The 20,685-nt window shown below is 62.6% G+C and carries 20 protein-coding genes; 14 read left to right on the top strand and 6 right to left on the bottom strand.

Features of this window, described 5'->3' with window-relative positions; translation table 11 throughout:
• Positions 1 to 19 precede the first annotated feature (19 nt).
• The 8 genes from atpD to hcnC all read left to right on the top strand — a co-directional run bounded on the left by atpD (position 20) and on the right by hcnC (position 9,460).
• Entirely contained in the window at positions 20 to 1,396 is a 1,377-nt protein-coding gene (atpD, locus tag JYG34_RS26150) for a F0F1 ATP synthase subunit beta (RefSeq protein WP_213658968.1), read from the top strand.
• Between the two features lie 44 nt (positions 1,397 to 1,440).
• Positions 1,441 to 1,860: a F0F1 ATP synthase subunit epsilon gene (locus JYG34_RS26145; RefSeq protein ID WP_011536500.1), complete on the top strand. Its 420-nt coding sequence runs from the start codon at positions 1,441 to 1,443 to the stop codon at positions 1,858 to 1,860.
• A 122-nt stretch (positions 1,861 to 1,982) separates the two neighbouring features.
• Positions 1,983 to 3,350 carry a bifunctional UDP-N-acetylglucosamine diphosphorylase/glucosamine-1-phosphate N-acetyltransferase GlmU gene (gene glmU / locus JYG34_RS26140; RefSeq protein ID WP_213658967.1) on the top strand — a complete coding sequence of 456 codons (1,368 nt, stop codon included), beginning with the start codon at positions 1,983 to 1,985 and terminating at the stop codon, positions 3,348 to 3,350.
• A gap of 311 nt (positions 3,351 to 3,661) precedes the next feature.
• On the top strand, positions 3,662 to 4,438 hold the full coding sequence (locus JYG34_RS26135; RefSeq protein ID WP_213658966.1) for a DeoR/GlpR family DNA-binding transcription regulator: 777 nt from the start codon (positions 3,662 to 3,664) through the stop codon (positions 4,436 to 4,438).
• A gap of 2 nt (positions 4,439 to 4,440) precedes the next feature.
• Positions 4,441 to 6,276 carry a glutamine--fructose-6-phosphate transaminase (isomerizing) gene (gene glmS, locus JYG34_RS26130; protein WP_213658965.1) on the top strand — a complete coding sequence of 612 codons (1,836 nt, stop codon included), beginning with the start codon at positions 4,441 to 4,443 and terminating at the stop codon, positions 6,274 to 6,276.
• Between the two features lie 225 nt (positions 6,277 to 6,501).
• Entirely contained in the window at positions 6,502 to 6,816 is a 315-nt protein-coding gene (hcnA, locus tag JYG34_RS26125; protein ID WP_213658964.1) for a cyanide-forming glycine dehydrogenase subunit HcnA, read from the top strand.
• Entirely contained in the window at positions 6,813 to 8,207 is a 1,395-nt protein-coding gene (hcnB, locus tag JYG34_RS26120; RefSeq protein WP_213658963.1) for a cyanide-forming glycine dehydrogenase subunit HcnB, read from the top strand. Before hcnA ends, hcnB begins: the two co-directional genes overlap by 4 nt.
• A gap of 2 nt (positions 8,208 to 8,209) precedes the next feature.
• Positions 8,210 to 9,460, top strand: a complete 1,251-nt coding sequence (hcnC, locus tag JYG34_RS26115) for a cyanide-forming glycine dehydrogenase subunit HcnC (protein WP_213658962.1) — start codon at positions 8,210 to 8,212, stop codon at positions 9,458 to 9,460.
• A 56-nt stretch (positions 9,461 to 9,516) separates the two neighbouring features.
• Here the strand turns inward: hcnC and lpdA are convergent, their stop codons facing one another.
• The gene (gene lpdA / locus JYG34_RS26110) at positions 9,517 to 10,917 is read right to left on the bottom strand and encodes a dihydrolipoyl dehydrogenase (RefSeq protein WP_213658961.1); all 1,401 of its coding nucleotides are present in this window, start codon (positions 10,915 to 10,917) and stop codon (positions 9,517 to 9,519) included.
• A gap of 209 nt (positions 10,918 to 11,126) precedes the next feature.
• On the opposite strand from lpdA, the gene cfaB reads away from it, so the two are divergent.
• Entirely contained in the window at positions 11,127 to 12,311 is a 1,185-nt protein-coding gene (gene cfaB, locus JYG34_RS26105) for a C17 cyclopropane fatty acid synthase CfaB (protein ID WP_213658960.1), read from the top strand.
• Positions 12,312 to 12,346: 35 nt separating this feature from the next.
• Here the strand turns inward: cfaB and cls are convergent, their stop codons facing one another.
• The gene (cls, locus tag JYG34_RS26100) at positions 12,347 to 13,786 is read right to left on the bottom strand and encodes a cardiolipin synthase (RefSeq protein WP_213658959.1); all 1,440 of its coding nucleotides are present in this window, start codon (positions 13,784 to 13,786) and stop codon (positions 12,347 to 12,349) included.
• A gap of 130 nt (positions 13,787 to 13,916) precedes the next feature.
• Between cls and JYG34_RS26095 the strand changes: the two genes are divergently transcribed.
• Positions 13,917 to 14,444 (top strand): DUF3617 domain-containing protein, encoded by a 528-nt coding sequence (locus tag JYG34_RS26095; protein ID WP_213658958.1) that lies wholly within the window; start codon positions 13,917 to 13,919, stop codon positions 14,442 to 14,444.
• A 5-nt stretch (positions 14,445 to 14,449) separates the two neighbouring features.
• Here JYG34_RS26095 and folE2 read toward each other — a convergent pair whose 3' ends face one another.
• Positions 14,450 to 15,331 carry a GTP cyclohydrolase FolE2 gene (gene folE2, locus JYG34_RS26090; RefSeq protein ID WP_213658957.1) on the bottom strand — a complete coding sequence of 294 codons (882 nt, stop codon included), beginning with the start codon at positions 15,329 to 15,331 and terminating at the stop codon, positions 14,450 to 14,452.
• A gap of 24 nt (positions 15,332 to 15,355) precedes the next feature.
• On the bottom strand, positions 15,356 to 15,733 hold the full coding sequence (locus JYG34_RS26085; RefSeq protein WP_213658956.1) for a glutamine synthetase: 378 nt from the start codon (positions 15,731 to 15,733) through the stop codon (positions 15,356 to 15,358).
• Positions 15,734 to 15,843: 110 nt separating this feature from the next.
• Here JYG34_RS26085 and zigA point away from each other — a divergent pair, with 110 nt between their 5' ends.
• The 3 genes from zigA to JYG34_RS26070 all read left to right on the top strand — a co-directional run bounded on the left by zigA (position 15,844) and on the right by JYG34_RS26070 (position 18,810).
• Positions 15,844 to 17,052: a zinc metallochaperone GTPase ZigA gene (gene zigA / locus JYG34_RS26080; protein WP_213658955.1), complete on the top strand. Its 1,209-nt coding sequence runs from the start codon at positions 15,844 to 15,846 to the stop codon at positions 17,050 to 17,052.
• Positions 17,049 to 17,669, top strand: a complete 621-nt coding sequence (locus JYG34_RS26075; RefSeq protein ID WP_283811788.1) for a DUF1826 domain-containing protein — start codon at positions 17,049 to 17,051, stop codon at positions 17,667 to 17,669. The genes zigA and JYG34_RS26075 overlap by 4 nt, the downstream gene beginning before the upstream one ends.
• 166 nt (positions 17,670 to 17,835) lie before the next feature.
• Positions 17,836 to 18,810, top strand: a complete 975-nt coding sequence (locus JYG34_RS26070; RefSeq protein ID WP_213658954.1) for a CobW family GTP-binding protein — start codon at positions 17,836 to 17,838, stop codon at positions 18,808 to 18,810.
• On the opposite strand, the gene JYG34_RS26065 is transcribed toward JYG34_RS26070, so the two are convergent.
• Positions 18,811 to 19,203 (bottom strand): DUF3301 domain-containing protein, encoded by a 393-nt coding sequence (locus JYG34_RS26065; RefSeq protein WP_213658953.1) that lies wholly within the window; start codon positions 19,201 to 19,203, stop codon positions 18,811 to 18,813.
• Positions 19,204 to 19,323: 120 nt separating this feature from the next.
• On the opposite strand from JYG34_RS26065, the gene pdxY reads away from it, so the two are divergent.
• On the top strand, positions 19,324 to 20,196 hold the full coding sequence (gene pdxY, locus JYG34_RS26060; RefSeq protein ID WP_213658952.1) for a pyridoxal kinase PdxY: 873 nt from the start codon (positions 19,324 to 19,326) through the stop codon (positions 20,194 to 20,196).
• Here the strand turns inward: pdxY and JYG34_RS26055 are convergent.
• Positions 20,193 to 20,678: an acyl-CoA thioesterase gene (locus JYG34_RS26055; protein ID WP_213658951.1), complete on the bottom strand. Its 486-nt coding sequence runs from the start codon at positions 20,676 to 20,678 to the stop codon at positions 20,193 to 20,195. The two genes, pdxY and JYG34_RS26055, sit on opposite strands and share 4 nt — an antisense overlap.
• Positions 20,679 to 20,685 lie beyond the last annotated feature (7 nt).

The following is a 20,685-nucleotide window of genomic DNA, read 5'->3' as shown; positions in this document are numbered from 1 at the left end:
ATATTCAGAGGATCCAGCTATGAGTAGCGGACGTATCGTTCAAATCATCGGCGCCGTCATCGACGTGGAATTCCCACGTGACGTCGTGCCGAGTGTTTACAACGCGCTGAAAGTACAAGGCGCGGAAACCACCCTGGAAGTTCAGCAGCAGCTGGGCGACGGCGTGGTTCGTACCATTGCGATGGGCTCGACCGAAGGCCTGAAGCGCGGTCTGGATGTCGTCGACACCGGCGCTGCCATCTCCGTTCCAGTTGGTAAGGCCACCCTGGGCCGTATCATGGACGTCCTGGGCAACCCGATCGACGAAGCTGGCCCGATCGGCGAAGAAGAGCGTCGTGGTATCCACCGCGCCGCCCCTTCGTTCGCTGACCAGGCAGGTGGCAACGACCTGCTGGAAACCGGCATCAAGGTTATCGACCTGGTCTGCCCGTTCGCCAAGGGTGGTAAGGTTGGTCTGTTCGGTGGCGCCGGTGTCGGCAAGACCGTAAACATGATGGAACTGATCCGTAACATCGCCATCGAGCACAGCGGTTACTCCGTGTTCGCCGGTGTGGGTGAGCGTACTCGTGAGGGTAACGACTTCTACCACGAGATGAAGGACTCCAACGTTCTCGACAAGGTAGCGCTGGTCTACGGTCAGATGAACGAGCCACCAGGAAACCGTCTGCGCGTAGCGCTGACCGGCCTGACCATGGCTGAGAAGTTCCGTGACGAAGGTAACGACGTTCTGCTGTTCGTCGACAACATCTATCGTTACACCCTGGCCGGTACCGAAGTATCCGCACTGCTGGGCCGTATGCCTTCGGCAGTAGGTTACCAGCCGACCCTGGCCGAAGAGATGGGCGTTCTGCAAGAGCGCATCACTTCCACCAAGGAAGGTTCGATCACCTCGATCCAGGCCGTATACGTACCTGCGGACGACCTGACCGACCCGTCGCCAGCCACCACCTTCGCCCACCTGGACGCCACCGTCGTTCTGTCCCGTGACATCGCCTCCCTGGGTATCTACCCAGCGGTCGACCCACTGGACTCGACTTCGCGCCAGCTGGACCCGAACGTGATCGGCAACGAGCACTACGAAACTGCCCGTCAGGTCCAGTATGTTCTGCAGCGCTACAAAGAGCTGAAAGACATCATCGCGATCCTGGGTATGGACGAGCTGTCCGAAGCCGACAAGCAACTGGTTGCCCGCGCTCGTAAGATCCAGCGCTTCCTGTCGCAGCCGTTCTTCGTGGCCGAAGTCTTCACCGGCTCGCCAGGCAAGTACGTTTCGCTCAAGGACACCATCGCTGGCTTCAGCGGTATCCTCAAAGGTGACTACGACCACCTGCCAGAACAAGCGTTCTACATGGTCGGCAGCATCGACGAAGCGATCGAGAAAGCCAAGAAACTGTAATCCCGGCGCCCCGCAAGGGGCGCTTTTCAGGTTGAGGCAAGCAGATGGCTATGACAGTCCATTGCGATATCGTCAGCGCGGAAGGAGAGATCTTCTCCGGCCTGGTCGAGATGGTAGTAGCGCACGGCAACCTGGGCGATCTGGGTATCGCTCCAGGCCACGCGCCGCTGATCACCAATCTCAAGCCAGGTCCGATCACGCTGACCAAGCAAGGTGGCGATCGTGAGGTGTTCTACATCTCCGGTGGCTTCCTCGAAGTGCAGCCGAACATGGTCAAGGTTCTTGCCGACACCGTGCAGCGCGCTGCCGACCTGGACGAAGCTCAGGCTCAGGAAGCCCTCAAGGCTGCCGAGAACGCCCTGAACGCGAAAAGCTCGGACTTCGACTACGGCGCTGCCGCCGCACGTCTGGCCGAGGCTGCAGCTCAGTTGCGTACTGTCCAGCAATTGCGCAAAGGCAAGTAACCTGGCTTTGGCCGGTCACTTCCATTGCGATTGAGTTAAAGGGTAGCCTCGGCTACCCTTTTTCTTTTTCCGAAATTCCCTCTTCGGTCACGTCCCTGACCGCCCAGGATTGGTAGCCAGTCATGTCCCTCGATATCGTCATTCTCGCCGCAGGCCAGGGCACCCGCATGCGTTCCGCATTGCCCAAGGTGCTGCACCCGGTCGCCGGCAACTCCATGCTCGGCCATGTTATCCACAGCGCGCGCCAACTGCAGCCCCAAGGTATCCACGTGGTCATCGGCCATGGTGCCGAGCAGGTACGTGAGCGACTGGCCGCTGACGATCTGAACTTCGTCATGCAGGACAAACAACTCGGTACCGGTCATGCCGTGGCCCAGGCGCTTCCGGCCATTACTGCCGATACTGTGCTGGTGCTGTACGGTGACGTGCCGCTGATCGAGGTGGAGACCTTGCAGCGCCTGCTGGCCAAGGTCAGCGAGCAGCAATTGGGCCTGCTCACCGTGACGTTGCAGGACCCGACCGGTTACGGTCGCATCGTGCGCGACGCGGCGGGTAACGTGACCGCTATCGTCGAGCACAAGGACGCCAGTGAAGCGCAGAAGGCTATCAAGGAAGGCAACACTGGCATTCTCGCTCTGCCCGCAGCGCGTTTGGCCGACTGGATGGGCCGTTTGTCCAACAACAACGCCCAGGGCGAGTACTACCTTACCGACGTCATCGCCATGGCCGTTGCCGATGGCTTGGTGGTAGCCACCGAGCAACCCCACGATCCGATGGAAGTGCAGGGGGCGAACGACCGTCGCCAACTGTCCGAACTCGAGCGTCATTACCAGTTGCGCGAGGGGCGTCGTTTGATGGCCCAGGGCGTGACCCTGCGTGATCCTGCGCGGTTCGATGTGCGTGGCGACGTCACCGTCGGCCGCGATGTGCTGATCGATATCAACGTGATTCTCGAAGGCAAGGTGGTCATCGAGGATGACGTGCAGATCGGCCCCAACTGTGTGATCAAGGACAGCACCCTGCGCAAGGGCGTGGTGATCAAGGCCAACAGCCACATCGAAGGTGCGGTGCTGGGCGAAGGCAGCGATGCCGGCCCGTTCGCTCGCCTGCGTCCAGGCAGTGTGCTGGAAGCCAAGGCCCATGTGGGTAACTTCGTCGAGCTGAAGAATGCGCACCTGGGCGAAGGTGCCAAGGCTGGCCACCTGACTTATCTGGGAGACGCCGAGATCGGCGCGCGCACCAACATCGGTGCCGGCACCATTACCTGCAACTACGATGGCGCCAATAAATTCCGCACCGTGATGGGCGAGGATGTGTTCATCGGTTCCAACAACTCGCTGGTGGCACCTGTGGAAATCCGGGCCGGCGCCACCACGGCGGCGGGTTCGACCATCACCCAGACGGTGGAAACCGGGCAACTGGGCGTGGCGCGGGCCCGTCAACGCAATATCGAAGGCTGGAAGCGGCCGGAGAAGATCAAGAAGAGCTGATTACCCACAGCCCTTTCGATCGAAAGCCGACTTATGTGAGTAAGTCGGCTTTTTTATTGTCTGTAGGAGCGGCTTTAGCCGCGATACAGGCAACGCGGTGCTCGCGGGTGATCGCGGCTAAAGCCGCTCCTACAACAGTTAGTTCCATGAAAGCGGGTCTATACAGCGAAGAGACTCTCGCAGAGCGAATGCGTCTTATGAACATCGGCCACTTATCCACAGCCTGCGATTTCTGATCGCTAACCTTGACGAATCCCCAAACTTAGGTTTTGATTGCAACCAATATCTTTCGAATCGAAACTTAAGCGCCAATGTCGAAACGAAACACGCCCCAACGCCGCCGCAACATCCTGGCCTTGCTCAGCGAGCAGGGCGAGGTGAGCGTGGATGCGTTGGCCAAACGCTTCGAAACCTCGGAAGTGACCATCCGCAAGGACCTCGCGGCACTCGAATCCCACGGCCTGCTGCTGCGCCGCTACGGTGGCGCAGTACCCGTTCCGCAAGAAATGCTGGGCGAGCCCGCACAGCCCGTTTCGGCCTACAAGAAGGCCATCGCCCGGGCCGCCGTGGGCCGGATTCGCGAACACGCGCGCATCATCATCGACAGCGGCAGCACCACGGCCGCCATGATCCCGGAACTGGGCCGTCAGCCGGGACTGGTGGTGATGACCAACTCACTGAACGTGGCCCGTGCCATCAGCGAGCTCGAGCACGAGCCAGTGCTGCTGATGACCGGTGGTACCTGGGATCCGCACTCCGAATCGTTCCAGGGGCAGGTCGCCGAACAGGTCCTGCGTTCCTACGATTTCGACCAGTTGTTCATTGGTGCCGATGGCATCGACCTCAACCGTGGCACTACGACCTTCAATGAACTGCTCGGCCTGAGCCGGGTGATGGCCGAGGTGGCCCGCGAGGTGATCGTGATGGTCGAATCCGACAAGGTCGGACGCAAGATCCCCAACCTCGAGCTGCCCTGGGGCAGCGTGCACACCCTTATTACAGACGAACGCCTGCCCGCAGCGGCACGCGAACACATTCAAGCCCGCGGCATCAACCTGATCTGTGCCGCGATCAGCCAGGAGCAATAACCATGTGTGGAATCGTTGGTGCCGTAGCCGAGCGCAACATCACGGCCATCCTCATCGAGGGTCTCAAACGCCTCGAGTACCGCGGCTATGACAGCGCCGGCCTGGCTGTCTACACCCAGCAGGGTGAACTGCAGCGCCGCCGCCGCATCGGTAAGGTCGCCGAACTGGACGCCGCCAATGCCGCCGACCCGCTGATCGGCCAACTGGGCATCGCCCACACCCGCTGGGCCACCCATGGCGCGCCGACCGAGGGCAATGCCCACCCGCATTTCTCCGGCAGCGATGTAGCGGTGGTGCACAACGGCATCATCGAAAACCACGAAGAGCTGCGTGAGGAGCTCAAGGGGCTGGGCTATGTGTTTGATTCGCAGACCGACACCGAGGTCATAGTCCACCTGATCCACCACACCCTCAAGAGCATTCCGGACCTCACCGACGCACTCAAGTCTGCGGTCAAGCGCCTGCATGGCGCCTACGGCCTGGCGCTGATCAGCAAGCAGCAGCCTGATCGCCTGGTGGCCGCGCGCAGCGGCAGCCCGTTGGTGATCGGCCTGGGTCTGGGTGAGAACTTCCTGGCGTCCGACCAGTTGGCCCTGCGCCAGGTCACCGACCGCTTCATGTACCTGGAGGAGGGCGACATCGCCGAGATCCGCCGCGACCAGGTGAAGATCTGGGATCAGGCCGGCCGCCCTGTCCAGCGGGAAACCGTGCAGTATCACGAAGGTGCCGAAGCCGCCGACAAGGGCGCATTCCGCCACTTCATGCTCAAGGAGATCCATGAGCAGCCGACCGTGGTGCAGCGTACCCTGGAAGGTCGCCTGGGCAAGGACCACGTCATGGTCCAGGCCTTCGGCCCGAAGGCGGCCGAGCTGTTCGCCAAAGTGCGTAATGTGCAGATCGTCGCCTGCGGTACCAGCTACCACGCCGGCATGGTTGCCCGTTACTGGCTCGAAAGCCTGGCCGGTATCCCGTGCCAGGTAGAAGTGGCCAGCGAGTTCCGCTACCGCAAGGTCGTGGTACAGCCAGACACCCTGTTCGTTTCCATCTCCCAGTCGGGCGAGACCGCCGATACCCTGGCGGCCCTACGCAATGCCAAGGAGCTGGGCTTCCTGGGCAGCCTGGCGATCTGCAACGTTGGCATCAGCTCGCTGGTGCGTGAGTCCGACCTGACCCTGCTGACCCTGGCAGGCCCGGAAATCGGCGTGGCTTCGACCAAGGCCTTCACCACCCAGCTGGTATCGCTGATGCTGCTGACCCTGGCCCTGGGCCAAGTGCGCGGCACCCTGGAAGCCGGCGTCGAAGCCGAGCTGGTAGAAGAGCTGCGTCGCCTGCCAGCTCGCCTGGGTGAAGCGCTGGCGATGGACAGCGTCGTGGAGAAGACTGCCGAGCTGTTCGCCGACAAGCACCACACCCTGTTCCTCGGCCGCGGTGCCCAGTACCCGGTGGCGATGGAAGGTGCGCTCAAGCTCAAGGAAATCTCCTACATCCACGCCGAAGCCTACCCGGCCGGTGAGCTCAAGCATGGCCCGCTGGCGCTGGTGGACAACGACATGCCAGTGGTTACCGTGGCACCGAACAACGAGCTGCTGGAAAAGCTCAAGTCCAACCTGCAGGAAGTGCGTGCCCGTGGTGGCGAGCTGGTGGTGTTCGCCGATGAGAACGCCGGCATGAGCAATGGCGAGGGCACCCACGTGATCAAGGTGCCGCACATCAACGACGCCCTGGCGCCGATCCTCTACACCATCCCGCTGCAGTTGCTGTCGTACTACGTCGCCGTGCTCAAGGGCACCGATGTCGACCAGCCGCGCAACCTGGCCAAGTCGGTGACGGTCGAGTAAGGCCATCGCGACATCCGCTGTCGAGAAAACGCCCCTGCTAGCCAGGGGCGTTTTCATTTGCGGCGACCGCATCGGCATGTCCAAACTTGCTGTCCGGATCGTGACCCAGGTTGCAGTTCGTCATCTGAGGAAAATCCCTACGACCGGCATCTGGCATGGATCAATGTTTTCACACTGCGTTTCACCTAACGTCGCCGTCTCACGAGCCACCAAGGACGACAGGAAATGCAGATTCTGGAACGAAAGTACGATATTCAGCCGCTGGGCGAGGCCGAGATGACCTTGCTGGTCAACGGTCTGCCCACCGTGGCGAGCGCGGGCGAAACCGTCCTCAGTGTGCTCAATGCGGTCGGCCTGCGCCAGTTGGCGCTCAATGATCATGGCCAGCTCAGCGGCGCCTACTGCGGCATGGGCGTCTGCCACTGCTGCCTGGTGCAGATCGATGGCCGGCCCAAGCGGCGCGCCTGCCAGACGGTGGTGAGGCCCGGCATGCGCGTGGAGACCGAGGTCAACCGCGTGCAAGAGGAGGAACGCCCATGAGCCTGCGTCCTGTAATTGTCGGTGGTGGCTCGGCCGGCATGGGGGCGGCCATCGAGCTGGCCGAGCATGGTGTCGATTGCCTGTTGTTCGACGAAGCGTCACGCCCTGGCGGGGTGGTCTATCGCGGCCCGCTGCGCGCGGGTGTCGACCTGGGATATCTGGGGCCGCGCTACACCAAGGCACTGAACAAGCTGCACGAGGATTTCGCCGCCAGTGCCCAACATATCGACTTGCGCCTGAACCACCGAGTGGTGGGTGGGGACGATCAGCGTTTGATGGTGCTCGACGGTGACGAGCAACTGCACGAGATCGACTATTCCCACCTGTTGCTGGCCGCCGGCTGTCATGAACGCAACGTGCCGTTCCCGGGCTGGACGCTACCGGGCGTCATCCTGCTGGGTGGGCTGCAGTTGCAAATCAAGAGCGGTGTGGTCAAACCCCTGGGCAGCACCCTGATCGCCGGTACCGGGCCGCTGCTGCCGCTGGTGGCTTGCCAACTGCACGCCGCTGGGGCCAAGGTCGCTGGCGTGTACGAAGCCTGTTCGTTCAACCGCATCGCCAAGGAAAGCCTGGCGCTGATGAACAAGCCGCAGTTGTTCCTCGATGGCTTGAGCATGCTCGCCTACATGAAGCTCAACGGTATCCCCATGCACTACGGCTGGGGTGTGGTCGGCGCCACCGGGGAAGGGGAACTGCGCGAAGTCAGCGTTGCGCCCTACACCCAGGACTGGAAGCCGGACATGACCCGCGTCCAGCGCGAGTCGGTGCAGACGCTGGCCGTGGGCTACGGCTTCATTCCGCGCACCCAGCTCAGCCAGCAGTTGGGGCTGGCGCATGGGTTCAGCGAGGACGGCTACCTGCGTGCCGAGTGCAACGTCTGGCAGCAGAGCAGCCGACCCAATGTGCACCTGGCCGGTGACATGGCCGGTATTCGTGGCGGTGAGGCGGCCATGCTGACCGGGCGCATCGCCGCGGTGTCGATGCTCCAGCAGATGGGCAAGCTCGACGCCGAGAACGCTATCGAACGGCGCGAGCAGTACCTGGGCAAATTGGCGGCGATCAAGCGTTTCCGTTCTGGCGTGGAACGCTACACCGCGCGTGGCGCCGCACAGATCGACCTGCCCCAGGCCGACACCGTGATCTGCCGCTGCGAGCACGTGACCCGCGACCAGATCGACCTGGCCCTGGAGCAGGGCGTGCAGGACATGGCCAGCCTGAAGATGCGTACCCGGGTGAGCATGGGCGACTGCCAGGGGCGGATGTGCGTCGGCTATTGCAGCGATCGCCTGCGCAGCGCCACTGGGCGCAAGGACGTGGGCTGGCTGCGGCCGCGTTTCCCGGTCGACCCGATTCCGTTTTCCGCATTCGAAAAACTGGCCACGGAGGCCTGAGCATGAACAAGCATTACGACATCATCATCGCGGGCGGCGGGGTGATCGGCGCGTCCTGTGCCTACCAGTTGTCCAAGCGCGGCAACCTGAAGATCGCGCTGATCGACTGCAAGCGCCCAGGCAACGCCACCCGAGCTTCGGCAGGCGGTTTGTGGGCCATCGGTGAATCGGTGGGGCTGGGCTGCGGGGTGATCTTCTTCCGCATGATGTCCACGCGCAGCAAGCGCGAAGCCCACGGCGCGGCCGTGGCGGTCGATTCCAGCACGCCGCATATCCTGCCGCAGTGCTTCTTCGACTTCGCCCTGCAGTCCAATGCGATTTATCCACAGCTGCACCAGGAACTGATCGAGCGCCACGGCATGGACTTCAAGTTCGAGCGCACCGGGCTCAAGTACATCATCCAGGATGAAGAGGACCAGCTGTACGCCGAGCACATCGTCAAGCAGATCCCCCACCTGGCCGACCAGGTACGCTGGCTTGACCGCGATGCACTGCGTGCCACCGAGCCTGCGGTGACATTGAAGGCCACCGGTGCGCTGGAGTTCCTGTGCGATCACCAGGTCAGCCCATTCCGCCTGGGCGATGCGTTCATGGAGGCGGCGCGGCAGAACGGCGTCGACCTGTACCCCAACGTGAACATCACCGGCGTACTGCACGAAGGTTCGCGGATCAAGGGCGTGCGCACCGCCGAAGCCGGCGAGTTCCACTGCGGCACATTGATCAACGCCGCTGGCGCCTGGGCGGCCGAGCTGAGTGAATGGGCAACCGGCGAGAGTATCCCGGTCAAGCCGGTGAAAGGGCAGATCGTCCTGACCGAGCGCTTGCCCAAGCTGCTCGATGGCTGCCTGACCACCAGCGATTGCTACATGGCGCAGAAGGACAACGGCGAGATTCTGATCGGCAGTACGACCGAAGAGAAGGGCTTCGATGTCAGCAACACCTTCCCGGAGATCAATGGATTGGTGCAGGGGGCGATACGTTGCGTACCGCAGCTGGCACAGGTCAACCTCAAGCGTACCTGGGCCGGGCTACGGCCGGGGTCGCCGGATGAGCTGCCGATTCTCGGGCCTGTGGATAATGTTCAGGGCTATTTCAATGCCTGTGGACACTTCCGTACCGGGATTCTCACGTCGGCCATTACCGGGGTGCTGTTGGACAAGGTTATCCACAATGAGGCGTTGCCGCTGGATATCACGCCTTTCCTGGCCTCGCGGTTTCGGGAGGGGGCGGACAAGAAGCTGGCGCATGGCTGAAGACGGTTCGCCGGCAAGCCGGCTCCTGCGGGGGAGCGAGCCTGCCGGCGGGGCGATCAGATCTGCATTGCCTTGCCATCCACATTCATCGCCGCCTGGCGCAGGGCCTCGGAGCGGGTCGGGTGGGGGTGGCAGATCAGGGCGATGTCTTCGGCGGAGGCGGCGAACTCCATCGCCACGCAGAACTCACCGATCATCTCGCTGACGCTCGGACCGACCAGGTGCACGCCCAGCACCTCGTCGGTGTTGGCATCGGCGATGACCTTGGCGAAGCCCTCGGTCTCGTGGTTGATCTTGGCGCGGCTGTTGGCGGTGAAGGGGAACTTGCCGACCTTGTAGGCGCGGCCCTCGGCCTTGAGCTGTTCTTCGGTCTTGCCGACCGTGGCCATTTCAGGGCGGGTATAGATGACACCCGGGATCAGGTTGTAGTTGACCTCGTGGGGCTTGCCGGCGATGCGCTCGATGCAGGCGACCGCTTCGTCCTCGGCCTTGTGCGCCAGCATGGGGCCTGAGGTGACGTCGCCGATCACCCAGATGCCGGGCACCGAACTACGGTGGTGATCGTTGGCGAGCATGCCGCGCTTGTCGGTTTCCAGCCCCACGCTCTCCAGGTTCAGGCCTTGGGTGTACGGGCGCCGGCCGATGGCCACCAGCACATAGTCGGCCTGCAGGGTTTCGGCGGTGCCACCGGCGGCGGGCTCCAGGGTCAGGCTGACACCGTCGGCCGAGGCCGTGGCCTGAGTCACCTTGCTGCCGAGCTTGAAGGTCATGCCCTGCTTGGCCAAGGCCTTCTGCAGCGTCTTCGCAGTCTCGTTGTCGGTGCCTGGGCAGATGCGGTCCAGGTACTCGATCACGGTCACTTCAGCCCCCAGGCGACGCCAGACTGACCCCAACTCCAGGCCGATCACACCGGCACCGATCACCACCAGGTGCTTGGGAACCTGGGGCAGGGCGAGCGCGCCGGTGGAGTCGACGATGCGCTGGTTGTCGATGGTCACGCCGGGCAGTGGCGTGGGTTCGGAGCCGGTGGCGATGACGATATCCTTGGCCTGCAGGAGGGTCTCGCTGCCATCCTCGGCCTTGACGATCACCTTGCCAACGCCATCCAGGCGGCCCCAGCCCTTGACCCAGTCGACCTTGTTCTTGCGGAACAGGTACTCGATGCCCTTGGTCAGGCCGGTCACGCTTTCGTCTTTCTGCTTCATCATCTGGGCCAGGTTCAGGGTCGGCTTGACCTCGATACCCAGGTGCGCGAATTCCTCGCCACTGGCCGCTTCGAACAGCTCGGAGGCATGCAGCAGTGCCTTGGAGGGCATGCAGCCCACGTTCAGGCAGGTGCCGCCGAGGGTCGAACGGCCTTCGACACAGGCCACGCTCAGACCCAGCTGGCCGGCACGGATGGCTGCGTTGTAGCCGCCGGGGCCGCCGCCGATGATCACCACGTCATAGGATTTCATGGGTTCTACTCCAGAGTGAGGAAGCGAAGAGGGGCACAAGGTTAGTCCGAGTGCGAAGGATTGTATACAATCTGTTGGCCTTGCCGCGCCAGATAGTGCTGGACCATGGTCGCGATTAACGGAAACTTCGCACGAATGAACTACCCTGATCCGGTGACGTCCGTAATGTAAGGCGTGGCGTCCCGAATCAAAGATAGGGAGGGTCATGAATGCTTGCGCAACTTCCACCCGCGTTGCAGAGCCTGCACTTGCCTTTGCGCGTCAAGCTGTGGGACGGCAACCACTTCGATCTGGGGCCCAGCCCGCAGGTCACCATCCTGGTCAAGGAACCCCAACTGATCGCCCAGCTCACCCACCCCAGCCTGGCCGAGCTGGGTGCAGCCTTCGTCGAGGGCAAGCTGGAGCTGGAAGGCGATATCGGCGAGGTCATCCGCGTCTGTGACGAGCTCAGTGAAGCGCTGCTCAAGGGTGAAGACGAACCGCGGGCCGTCCGTACCGCGCACGACAAGCGCACCGACGCCGAAGCCATCTCCTATCACTACGACCTGTCCAACGAGTTCTATCAGCTGTGGTTGGATCCGGACATGGCCTACTCCTGCGCCTACTTCAAGGAGCCCGACAACACCCTGGCCCAGGCGCAACAGGACAAGTTCGATCTCCTGTGCCGCAAGCTGCGCTTGCAGGCCGGGGACTACCTGCTCGATGTCGGTTGCGGCTGGGGTGGGCTGGCGCGTTTCGCCGCCCGTGAATACGGCACCAGGGTGTTCGGTATCACCCTGAGCAAGGAGCAATTGCAGCTGGCCCGTGAACGGGTCAAGGAAGAGGGGCTGGAAGATAAGGTCGATCTGCAGATACTCGACTACCGCGACCTGCCCGAGGATGGCCGTTTCGACAAGGTGGTCAGTGTGGGCATGTTCGAACATGTCGGCCACGCCAACCTGGAACTGTATTGCCGGAAGTTGTTCAGCGCGGTGCGCGAGGGTGGCCTGGTGATGAACCACGGCATCACCGCCAAGCATGTGGACGGCCGGCCGGTCGGGCGTGGTGCGGGTGAGTTCATCGACCGCTATGTCTTCCCCCATGGCGAGCTGCCGCACATCTCGATGATCAGCGCCAGCATTGGTGAGGTGGGCCTGGAAGTGGTCGATGTGGAGAGCTTGCGCCTGCACTATGCCAAGACCCTCAACCATTGGAGCGAGAACCTGGAGAACCAGCTGCACCGCGCAGCAGCGCTGGTGCCTGAGCAGGCCCTGCGTATCTGGCGCCTGTATCTGGCCGGCTGTGCCTACGCGTTCTCCAAGGGTTGGATCAACCTGCACCAGATTCTCGCCGTGAAGCCTTATGCGGATGGGCACCATGACCTGCCGTGGACGCGTGAGGATCTCTACCGCTGAGACGCCAAGGGCCTGCTTCAAGCAGGCCCTTGTCTTTAGAGAATCGGTGAAATCAATCGCGCGATGCGCATCCCCAACTGTTGCAGGCGGTGGGTGTCACGGCTGTCCTCCGCCGTGATCTCCCGGGCCTGGTCGAAGTCGCTTTGCAGCATTTGTTCCACCTGATCCGCGAAGGCGCGATCGACGGTCAGCAGGGTGATCTCGAAATTCAGGCGGAAGGAGCGGTTGTCCAGGTTGGCGCTGCCGATGGCGCTTACCTCATCGTCCACCAGCACCACCTTCTGATGCAGGAACCCCGGCTGGTAACGGAACATGCGCACCCCGGCGCGCACCGCCTCGAAGGCGAACAGGCTGGAGGCGGCGTAGACGATGCGATGATCCGGGCGCGAGGGGATCAGGACGCGAACATCCACCCCGCGCAGCACGGCCAGGCGCAGGGCTGCGAAAATCGCTTCGTCGGGGATGAAGTAGGGGCTGGTGATCCACACCCGGCGGGTAGCCGAGTGGATAGCCTCGAGGAAGAACAGCGCACAGGTTTCCTGTGGGTCCGCCGGCCCGCTGGCCAGCGCCTGGCAGAGCACGCCGTTTTCGGGGTAGGTGTCTGGCAGGATCAGCGGTGGCAGCTGGCGCGTGGCCCAGTACCAGTCCTCGGCGAACGACTCCTGCAGGCAGGCCAGCACCGGGCCGGCGATCTGCACGTGGGTATCGCGCCAGGGCGATAGATGGGGATTGGCGCCGAGGTACTCATCACCCACGTTGTGCCCACCGAGGAAGCCACGCACGCCATCCACCACGACGATCTTGCGGTGGTTGCGGAAGTTGACCTGGAAGCGGTTGAACCAGCCGCGGCGGGTGGCGAACGCCTGGATCTGCACACCGCCGTCGCGCAGCACCTGGCTGTAGCTGCCCGGCAAGGCGTGGCTGCCGACCCGGTCATAGAGCACGAATACCTGCACCCCTTCGGCGGCCTTTCGTATCAGCAACTGTTGCAACTGCCTGCCCAGGGTATCGTCGTGAATGATGAAGAATTGCACCAGCACCGTGTGCCGGGCTGCGTCGATGGCTGCGAAGATCGCCTTGAAGGTGGCTTCGCCGTCGATCAGCAGCTTGACTTCATTATTGGCTAGGCAAGGCATCCGCCCGAGCTTGGGCATTGCTCGCAAGGCTGCGTAACTGTCGGACTCGCGCGCGGTCAACGCCTCTTCCACCCAGGGGCGCCAGTTGAGGTTGGCCATGGCCACGTGCATTTCCTGGTTGGCCTGGCGACGCGCCTGGATGTAGGCGTAGAACGAGCGGGCACCGAAGATCAGGTAAGGGATGAGGGTGAAGTAGGGGATGAACAGTAATGACAAGGCCCAGGCGATCGCACCTTGGGCGGTGCGTACGGTGAACACCGCGTGCAGCGCGGCGATGATGCCGAGCAGATGAATCAGGCCGATCAAGTAACCGAAGAAGTAGGGGCTGTGGTAATCCATACGCATCCTGCTTGCCAATCACAGTCCTGCTTAACAGACCACGTTAGTGGGGTGGGCTGCAACCTGTAGGGGAAAATGACGTCTAACGGCACAGTCCGGCCGGAGCCGGTATTTCGAGGAGCCTAGATCCATGAAGATTCGCCTGCCACTGCTTGCCCTGGTCCTGGGGCTGGGCAGCCCGTTGGTACATGCGCAGATGTTGCAACCTGGCTTGTGGGAGCTCACCACCAGCAACATGCAGGTCGATGGCAAGCCATTGCCGGACATGGCCTTCATGCTGGGCCAACTGAAGAACCTGCCGCCCGAACAACGGGCAATGATGGAGGGGGTGCTGGCCAAGCAGGGTATCAGCGTGGGCGGCAAGGGCGTGCGTTCGTGCCTGACGCCGGAGCAGGTCCGCACCAATGACATCCCGCTGCAGGACCCGCAGTCCGGGTGCACCCAGAAGATCACCGAGCGCAATGGCAAAGTCTGGAAGTTCCAGTTCAGTTGCCCGAAGGCCCAGGGGCAAGGCCAGGCCACGTTCCTCAGCGACCGGGAGTTCCTGACCAAGGTCAACGGCACCTTCAACGCGTCTGGGGTTCAGCAGGCTGGCAGTATGGACACCCGCGCGGTATGGCTGGGCAACGACTGTGGAACAGTCAAGCCGCGCAGCTGATCGCTCTACCTCTGGAACCGACTCACCGCCACCGCGTCGTGGGCATGCAGGCTTTCTGCATGTTCCACGCGCACAGTGAACCCCGCTATCCAATCGATCTGGCGCAAGGCCAGGTTCAGGCGTCGGGCGGCATCCTCGCAGAACATCAGGTTCTGGCCATTGGCCAAGGCGAAGGCCTGCTCGTCGGCACGTTTCACGGCGGTCTGCACCGCTGTGCCCAGGGCTGCTTCGGCCTTGTCGATCAACGCGGTGATCGGCATCTCATCCCCCACCAGGCGTATCTGTAGCTTCGCCATGCTGCGCTGGCTATGGGGCGTTGCAACGATGCCGCTGCTGCTGCCCAGCCATGCCCTCATGCTTTGCCGGTCCGCTGCCTGTTCCGCGAAATCCCTGTCGAACTGTGCCTGGATCAGTTGCCTGGCCAGCGCGGCTGAGCAAGGGCAGGTTGAGGAGTAGGGAATATCTACTGATAGTTCCACGTGGAACATTTCACCGTTCAGTCGTGCGTCGATGGTCACGGGATAGCGTTTCCAACCGGCCAGCGGGCTGACCAGGGCAGGGCGTTTGAGCAGGTGGTCGAACTGCAGGCGCAGGTGGGCGCTCTGCGAAAGGCCCTCATGGCTGAGCAGGAACTGCCCGAGTACCCGGCGAATGAGCGGTGGGGTCAGCGCTTCTCCTTCCAGCGCCTCCAGCGCCAGATACAGCCGTGACATATGAATGCCCCGCGCCGAGCCGTCATCCAGGCTGACCCCCGCATCGGCGAACGCACTCAGGTGGCGCCCCTCGAACTGCAACGGCACGGCAATACCGCACATGCCCACCCAGTCCAGTGGCAAGGGTTGTTGTGCACTCTGTTTGGCGATGTCGGGAAGGGTAAGGCTGGTCATGGCAAATTCCTGGGAAGGGGGCGTTCAGCGGCAGCCGCCGATCAGGCTGCAATGCAGGTCGAAGCGTTGGCCGCTGGAACTGGAAACACGATTGAGGGTGGTCCAGCCGACACGCCGGCTGTAACCGACCCAGGCTTCACCGTCGCTGGCCAGGCCGGTGAAGAAGGTCAGCGGGCCATAGCGGCTGTTGGTTTGCGCCCATAACCGTTTGCCTGCCACTTCATAGCCGCGCAGGTAGAAGGTGCTGCCTTCGGTGCGAACGCTGTAGTAGTTGCCCTGGCTGTCCTGGCAGGCGAGCAAGGTGGCGCTGCGGGTGCACAGGGCGAGGTCGGTGTGGGGCATGGCAAATACCGGGGCCGGCAGGGTGACCAGCAGCAATGCAGCGATGCCAGGTGATTTCATGGCGCTCTCCAGACAACCGTTCGGCCAAAGCGGCTTGGCTAAATTGTATTGTTATAATATAACATTATGCAATGCATCGTTTCGAATGCGCCCGCCCGATGAGGTCCATCATGCCCAACCGTCTTCCCGTCACCGTGCTGTCCGGCTTCCTGGGCGCCGGCAAGAGCACGCTGCTCAACCACGTCTTGCGCAATCGCGACGACCTGCGTGTCGCCGTGATCGTCAACGACATGAGTGAAATCAACATCGATGCCAGTGAAGTCCAGCGCAATGTCAGCCTCAATCGCGCCGAGGAGAAACTGGTGGAGATGAGCAATGGCTGCATCTGCTGCACCCTGCGCGAGGATCTGCTGGAGGAAGTTGCCCGGCTGGCGCGGGAGGGCCGCTTCGATTACCTGCTGATCGAGTCGACCGGCATCTCCGAACCCCTGCCGGTTGCCGAGACGTTCACGTTCCGTGACGAACAAGGCCGCAGCCTCTCCGACATGGCGCGGCTGGACACCATGGTCACGGTAGTCGACGGCCTCAATTTCCTGCGCGACTACCAGGCTGCCGACAGTCTTGCCAGCCGTGGTGAAACGCTAGGTGAAGAGGACGAGCGTTCGATCAGTGATTTGCTGATCGAACAGGTCGAGTTCGCCGATGTGCTGTTGTTGAGCAAGATCGACCTGATCAGCCAGCACGAACGCGAAGAGTTGATCGCCATCCTGCGCAGCCTCAATGCCCGGGCTCAGATACTGCCCATGGTGATGGGCCAGGTCGCGCTTTCGCGCATCCTCGACACCGGCCTGTTCGACTTCGACCAGGCCGCCCAGGCGCCAGGATGGTTGAAGGAGCTGCGCGGCGAGCATGTGCCGGAAACCGAGGAGTACGGTATCGCTGCCACCACCTGGCAGGCGCGCCGGCCGTTCCATCCGCAACGCTTCCATGACTTTATCCACAAGCCCTGGAGCAATGGGCGGTTGCTGCGCTCCAAGGGGTTCTTCTGGCTGGCCAGTAAATACCAGGAAGCCGGCAGTTGGTCCCAGGCCGGCGGCATGATGCGCCATGGCCTGGCCGGGCGCTGGTGGCGCTTTGTGCCTCGTGAGCAGTGGCCGCAGGATGGGGACGATCGGGCCGCGATTCTCAAGCAGTGGTCGCCCGAAGCGGGAGACTGTCGTCAGGAACTGGTGTTCATCGGGCAGAACATCGACTTTGCAAGGTTATCCACAGAGCTGGATGCCTGCCTGCTGGATGATGACGAAATGGAACTGGGACCGCTGGCCTGGTTACGGCTGCCTGATCCGTTCGGTGCCTGGCACGAAGAGGAGGCCGCGTGAGCGCTGTGGATATCCGCCAGGTTTTCGGCGAGTCGCCCCAGATCATGACGGAGATTCTTCAGGACGGCATCAACCTGGCGGTATGGCAGCGACGCCTGCCCGCCCAGGTGGAAGATTTCGCCGCGCTGGTACTCAGTCTTGGCCAGCCCCTGGCGGATGAGCGGGTGATCGAGGTGGATGAACGGCAGCCACCCCGGCTGCCAGGTTTGCTCAGGGAGGCGCAGGACCTGCATGGCTATGACGGCTTTGTCGCCGACGTGTGCTGGCTGGTGGCGGCCTACACCTGCCTGTTGGGCGCTCGACGGGTCGGGTTGCGTCTGCGTGTGCTGGACAATGCGATGTGCCCCCGTTTCCATGTGGATCATGTGCCGCTGCGGTTGCTGAGCAGTTATGCAGGCACAGGCAGCGAGTGGTTGGAAGAAGGCGCAATCGATCGATCACGCTTGCTCAGCGACCAACCGCCTGTGGATAACATTCGCCGCCTGGCGGTGGGTGATGTCGCGTTGCTCAAGGGCGAGAAATGGCAGGGCAACGAGGGCGGCGGACTTATCCACCGTTCGCCGCAGGCTTCTTCAGGCAATCGGCGGTTGTTGCTGAGCCTGGATTGGCTCGCTTGAGTTGTTCACAACCCCTTTGTAGGAGCGGCTTTAGCCGCGATGCGTGCAACGCGGTGCCTGGCACCCGCGTCGCGGGTGATCGCGGCTGAAGCCGCTCCTACAGAGTGTGTGTCGCGTTGCTTTGGCTCGCGATAGACTTGCATCAACCCCGACCCGACACCGAGCCATGCTGCAGAACATCCCTACCCATGTGATCGCCGGCCCGTTGGGGGCCGGCAAGACCAGCTTGATCCGCCATCTGATGAGCCAGCGTCCGGCTAATGAACGCTGGGCGGTGCTGGTCAACGAATTTGGGCAGATTGGCTTGGATGCCGCGCTGTTGGCAGGCGATGAAGACGGCATTGCCATTGGCGAAGTGGCGGGGGGCTGCCTTTGCTGTGTCAACGGCGCGCCGTTCCAAGTCGGGCTGGCACGTCTCCTGCGCAAGGCACGCCCCGATCGCTTGTTCATCGAGCCTTCGGGGCTGGGTCATCCCCAGCAGTTGCTGCAACAACTTGAGCAAGCACCCTGGACGGATGTATTGGCTGTGCAGCCATTGCTCATGGTGCTGGATGCTCAGGCCATGGCCCGTGGCGAAGCCTTGCCTGAAGCGCAGCAATTGGCGTTGCCCGCTGCAGGGTTGCTGGTGTTGAACAAGTCGTCCGCTGTGGACAGCCAGACCCGCCTGTTGATAACTGGCAGATTGCCCGCGTTACCAAGTGTTTGGGTCGATCACGGCGCCTTGCCTTTGACCCGGCTGGCGGGCTTTTCCACAGAAAGGAAGGATTGTTCTGATACAAATCGACAGGTTGTGGATAATCCAATCCCGGCGCTTGCTGCCCTGTGGACAGACCCAACTCGGCCGCTATGCCAGGCCCAGCAGGGCGAAGGTGGCTGGAGCATCGGCTGGCGCTGGCACCCCAGCCAACGCTTCGACGCGGCAAGATTGCGCGCCTTTCTCCAAATCTGGCCATGGCGCCGGGCCAAGGGTGTTATCCACAGCGACCTGGGCTGGCTGTCGTTCAATGGGCTCGATGGGCAGTTGCCCGACTGGCAGCCGAGCGAGTGGCGCAAGGATTCGCGGGTGGAACTGATTTTCGCCGATGCGCAACCCGAGGACGAGCTGCAGGAGGCGCTTGCCGCGTGCCGGCTGTGTGCCTGATCAGTTACGCCAGCGGTTGTGCTCCTGGCGCCACTGCTGCATTTCGATGACGTTGTCGGTGCGCGGCGGCGTCTTGATCTCGAAGGGGTAGGGCGCGAGTTCGATCTGCATGGTGTGGGCGCCGAACTGCGTGACGGTGCCGGGATGGCGTTGCTCACCGGTAACGGTGAACTCGAAGTTGTAGATGCGCGCCAGGCGCTTCTTGCCATTGGCATCGCGCACGAAGGCGATGCGCTTGAGCGCCACGGCGTCATCGAGCAGCTCCAGGTCGAGCTTCATGCAATGCTGCTTGACCCTGGCCAGGGCCTTTTCGCGCAGCCCGTGGTTGTGCCACAGCCAGGCGCCTGCGGTCGCCACCAGCATCAGGACGAAAAGGTTTTCCAGGGTCAGCATTTGCGTAAGCTCCAGACAGGTCGATCCAGCTTAACTGCGTCTCTGGCCTGTCGTACAGATGGCAATCGGGTTCATACTGCGGGCCGCACACTTATCCACACAGTTTCGGAATAGCCCTGCATGAAACGTACGCCGCACTTGCTCGCCATTCAGTCCCACGTGGTCTTTGGACACGCCGGCAACAGCGCCGCGGTGTTTCCCATGCAGCGGGTCGGGGTCAACGTCTGGCCGCTCAACACCGTGCAGTTCTCCAACCATACTCAGTATGGACAGTGGGCCGGGGAAGTGCTTGCCCCAGCGCAAATTCCCGCGTTGGTGGAAGGCATTTCCAACATCGGCGAGCTGGGCAACTGCGACGCGGTGCTGTCGGGTTATCTGGGCAGCGCCGAGCAAGGCCGGGCGATCCTGGCCGGGGTCGCGCGAATCAAGGCGGTCAACCCCAAGGCGTTGTACCTGTGCGACCCGGTCATGGGCCACGCCGAAAAGGGCTGCATCGTCCCTACCGAGGTGAGCGAGTTCCTGCTCGAGGAGGCCGTCGCCAAGGCCGACATACTCTGCCCCAACCAGCTTGAACTGGACAGTTTCTGCGGCCGGCGTGCCGAGTCCCTCGAGGATTGCGTGGGCATGGCCCGTGGCCTGCTGGAGCGTGGGCCGCGTATCGTGCTGGTCAAGCACCTGAACTACCCTGGGCGCGCCGACGATGCGTTCGAAATGCTGCTGGTGACGAGCGAGGAGAGCTGGCACCTGCGCCGGCCTTTGCTGGCCTTCCCACGCCAGCCGGTCGGGGTGGGGGACCTGACCTCGGGGCTGTTCATGGCCCGGCTGCTGTTGGGGGACAGCGACGTGCAGGCGTTCGAGTTCGCGGCGGCGGCGGTGCATGAGGTGCTACTGGAAACCCAGGCCTGCGCCAGCTACGAACTGCAGCTGGTGCGGGCCCAGGATCGCATCGCCCATCCACGGGTGCGCTTCGAGGCGCAGCGACTTCCGTACTAGATCGCGTCGGTCTTCAGGTCCTGGTAGCGCTGCTCCAGCTCCTGGCGGATCTGGCGGCGCTGCTGGCCCTGCAGGAAGCGGCGCTTCTCTTCGCTGGACTGGGGCTGGCGCGCTGGCACTTTCACCGGGCGGCGGTCGTCGTCGACCGCGACCATGGTGAAGAAGCAGCTGTTGGAGTGACGCACCGAGCGTTCACGGATGTTCTCGGTGACCACCTTGATACCCACTTCCATCGAGGTGTTGCCGGTGTAGTTGACCGAGGCCAGGAAAGTCACCAGCTCGCCGACATGCACCGGTTCGCGGAAGATCACCTGGTCCACCGACAGGGTGACCACGTAGGTGCCGGCATAACGGCTGGCGCAGGCATAGGCCACTTCGTCGAGGTACTTGAGCAGGGTGCCGCCGTGTACGTTGCCAGAGAAGTTGGCCATGTCCGGTGTCATCAGGACAGTCATGGTCAACTGGGCGTTTCCAGGTTCCATAGAGAGC

This window comes from Pseudomonas entomophila (assembly GCF_018417595.1).
Lineage (GTDB): Bacteria > Pseudomonadota > Gammaproteobacteria > Pseudomonadales > Pseudomonadaceae > Aquipseudomonas > Aquipseudomonas entomophila_C.
This window is presented reverse-complemented; position numbering and strand designations above follow the sequence as displayed.

Excerpts from the sequence above, each read along its gene's own strand:
- atpD (WP_213658968.1), top strand. The coding sequence starts at position 20 with ATGAGTAGCGGACGTATCGTTCAAATCATCGGCGCCGTCATCGACGTG.
- JYG34_RS26145 (WP_011536500.1), top strand. The coding sequence starts at position 1,441 with ATGGCTATGACAGTCCATTGCGATATCGTCAGCGCGGAAGGAGAGATC.
- glmU (WP_213658967.1), top strand. The coding sequence starts at position 1,983 with ATGTCCCTCGATATCGTCATTCTCGCCGCAGGCCAGGGCACCCGCATG.
- JYG34_RS26135 (WP_213658966.1), top strand. The coding sequence starts at position 3,662 with ATGTCGAAACGAAACACGCCCCAACGCCGCCGCAACATCCTGGCCTTG.
- glmS (WP_213658965.1), top strand. The coding sequence starts at position 4,441 with ATGTGTGGAATCGTTGGTGCCGTAGCCGAGCGCAACATCACGGCCATC.
- hcnA (WP_213658964.1), top strand. The coding sequence starts at position 6,502 with ATGCAGATTCTGGAACGAAAGTACGATATTCAGCCGCTGGGCGAGGCC.
- hcnB (WP_213658963.1), top strand. The coding sequence starts at position 6,813 with ATGAGCCTGCGTCCTGTAATTGTCGGTGGTGGCTCGGCCGGCATGGGG.
- hcnC (WP_213658962.1), top strand. The coding sequence starts at position 8,210 with ATGAACAAGCATTACGACATCATCATCGCGGGCGGCGGGGTGATCGGC.
- lpdA (WP_213658961.1), bottom strand. The coding sequence starts at position 10,917 with ATGAAATCCTATGACGTGGTGATCATCGGCGGCGGCCCCGGCGGCTAC.
- cfaB (WP_213658960.1), top strand. The coding sequence starts at position 11,127 with ATGCTTGCGCAACTTCCACCCGCGTTGCAGAGCCTGCACTTGCCTTTG.
- cls (WP_213658959.1), bottom strand. The coding sequence starts at position 13,786 with ATGGATTACCACAGCCCCTACTTCTTCGGTTACTTGATCGGCCTGATT.
- JYG34_RS26095 (WP_213658958.1), top strand. The coding sequence starts at position 13,917 with ATGAAGATTCGCCTGCCACTGCTTGCCCTGGTCCTGGGGCTGGGCAGC.
- folE2 (WP_213658957.1), bottom strand. The coding sequence starts at position 15,331 with ATGACCAGCCTTACCCTTCCCGACATCGCCAAACAGAGTGCACAACAA.
- JYG34_RS26085 (WP_213658956.1), bottom strand. The coding sequence starts at position 15,733 with ATGAAATCACCTGGCATCGCTGCATTGCTGCTGGTCACCCTGCCGGCC.
- zigA (WP_213658955.1), top strand. The coding sequence starts at position 15,844 with ATGCCCAACCGTCTTCCCGTCACCGTGCTGTCCGGCTTCCTGGGCGCC.
- JYG34_RS26070 (WP_213658954.1), top strand. The coding sequence starts at position 17,836 with ATGCTGCAGAACATCCCTACCCATGTGATCGCCGGCCCGTTGGGGGCC.
- JYG34_RS26065 (WP_213658953.1), bottom strand. The coding sequence starts at position 19,203 with ATGCTGACCCTGGAAAACCTTTTCGTCCTGATGCTGGTGGCGACCGCA.
- pdxY (WP_213658952.1), top strand. The coding sequence starts at position 19,324 with ATGAAACGTACGCCGCACTTGCTCGCCATTCAGTCCCACGTGGTCTTT.
- JYG34_RS26055 (WP_213658951.1), bottom strand. The coding sequence starts at position 20,678 with ATGGAACCTGGAAACGCCCAGTTGACCATGACTGTCCTGATGACACCG.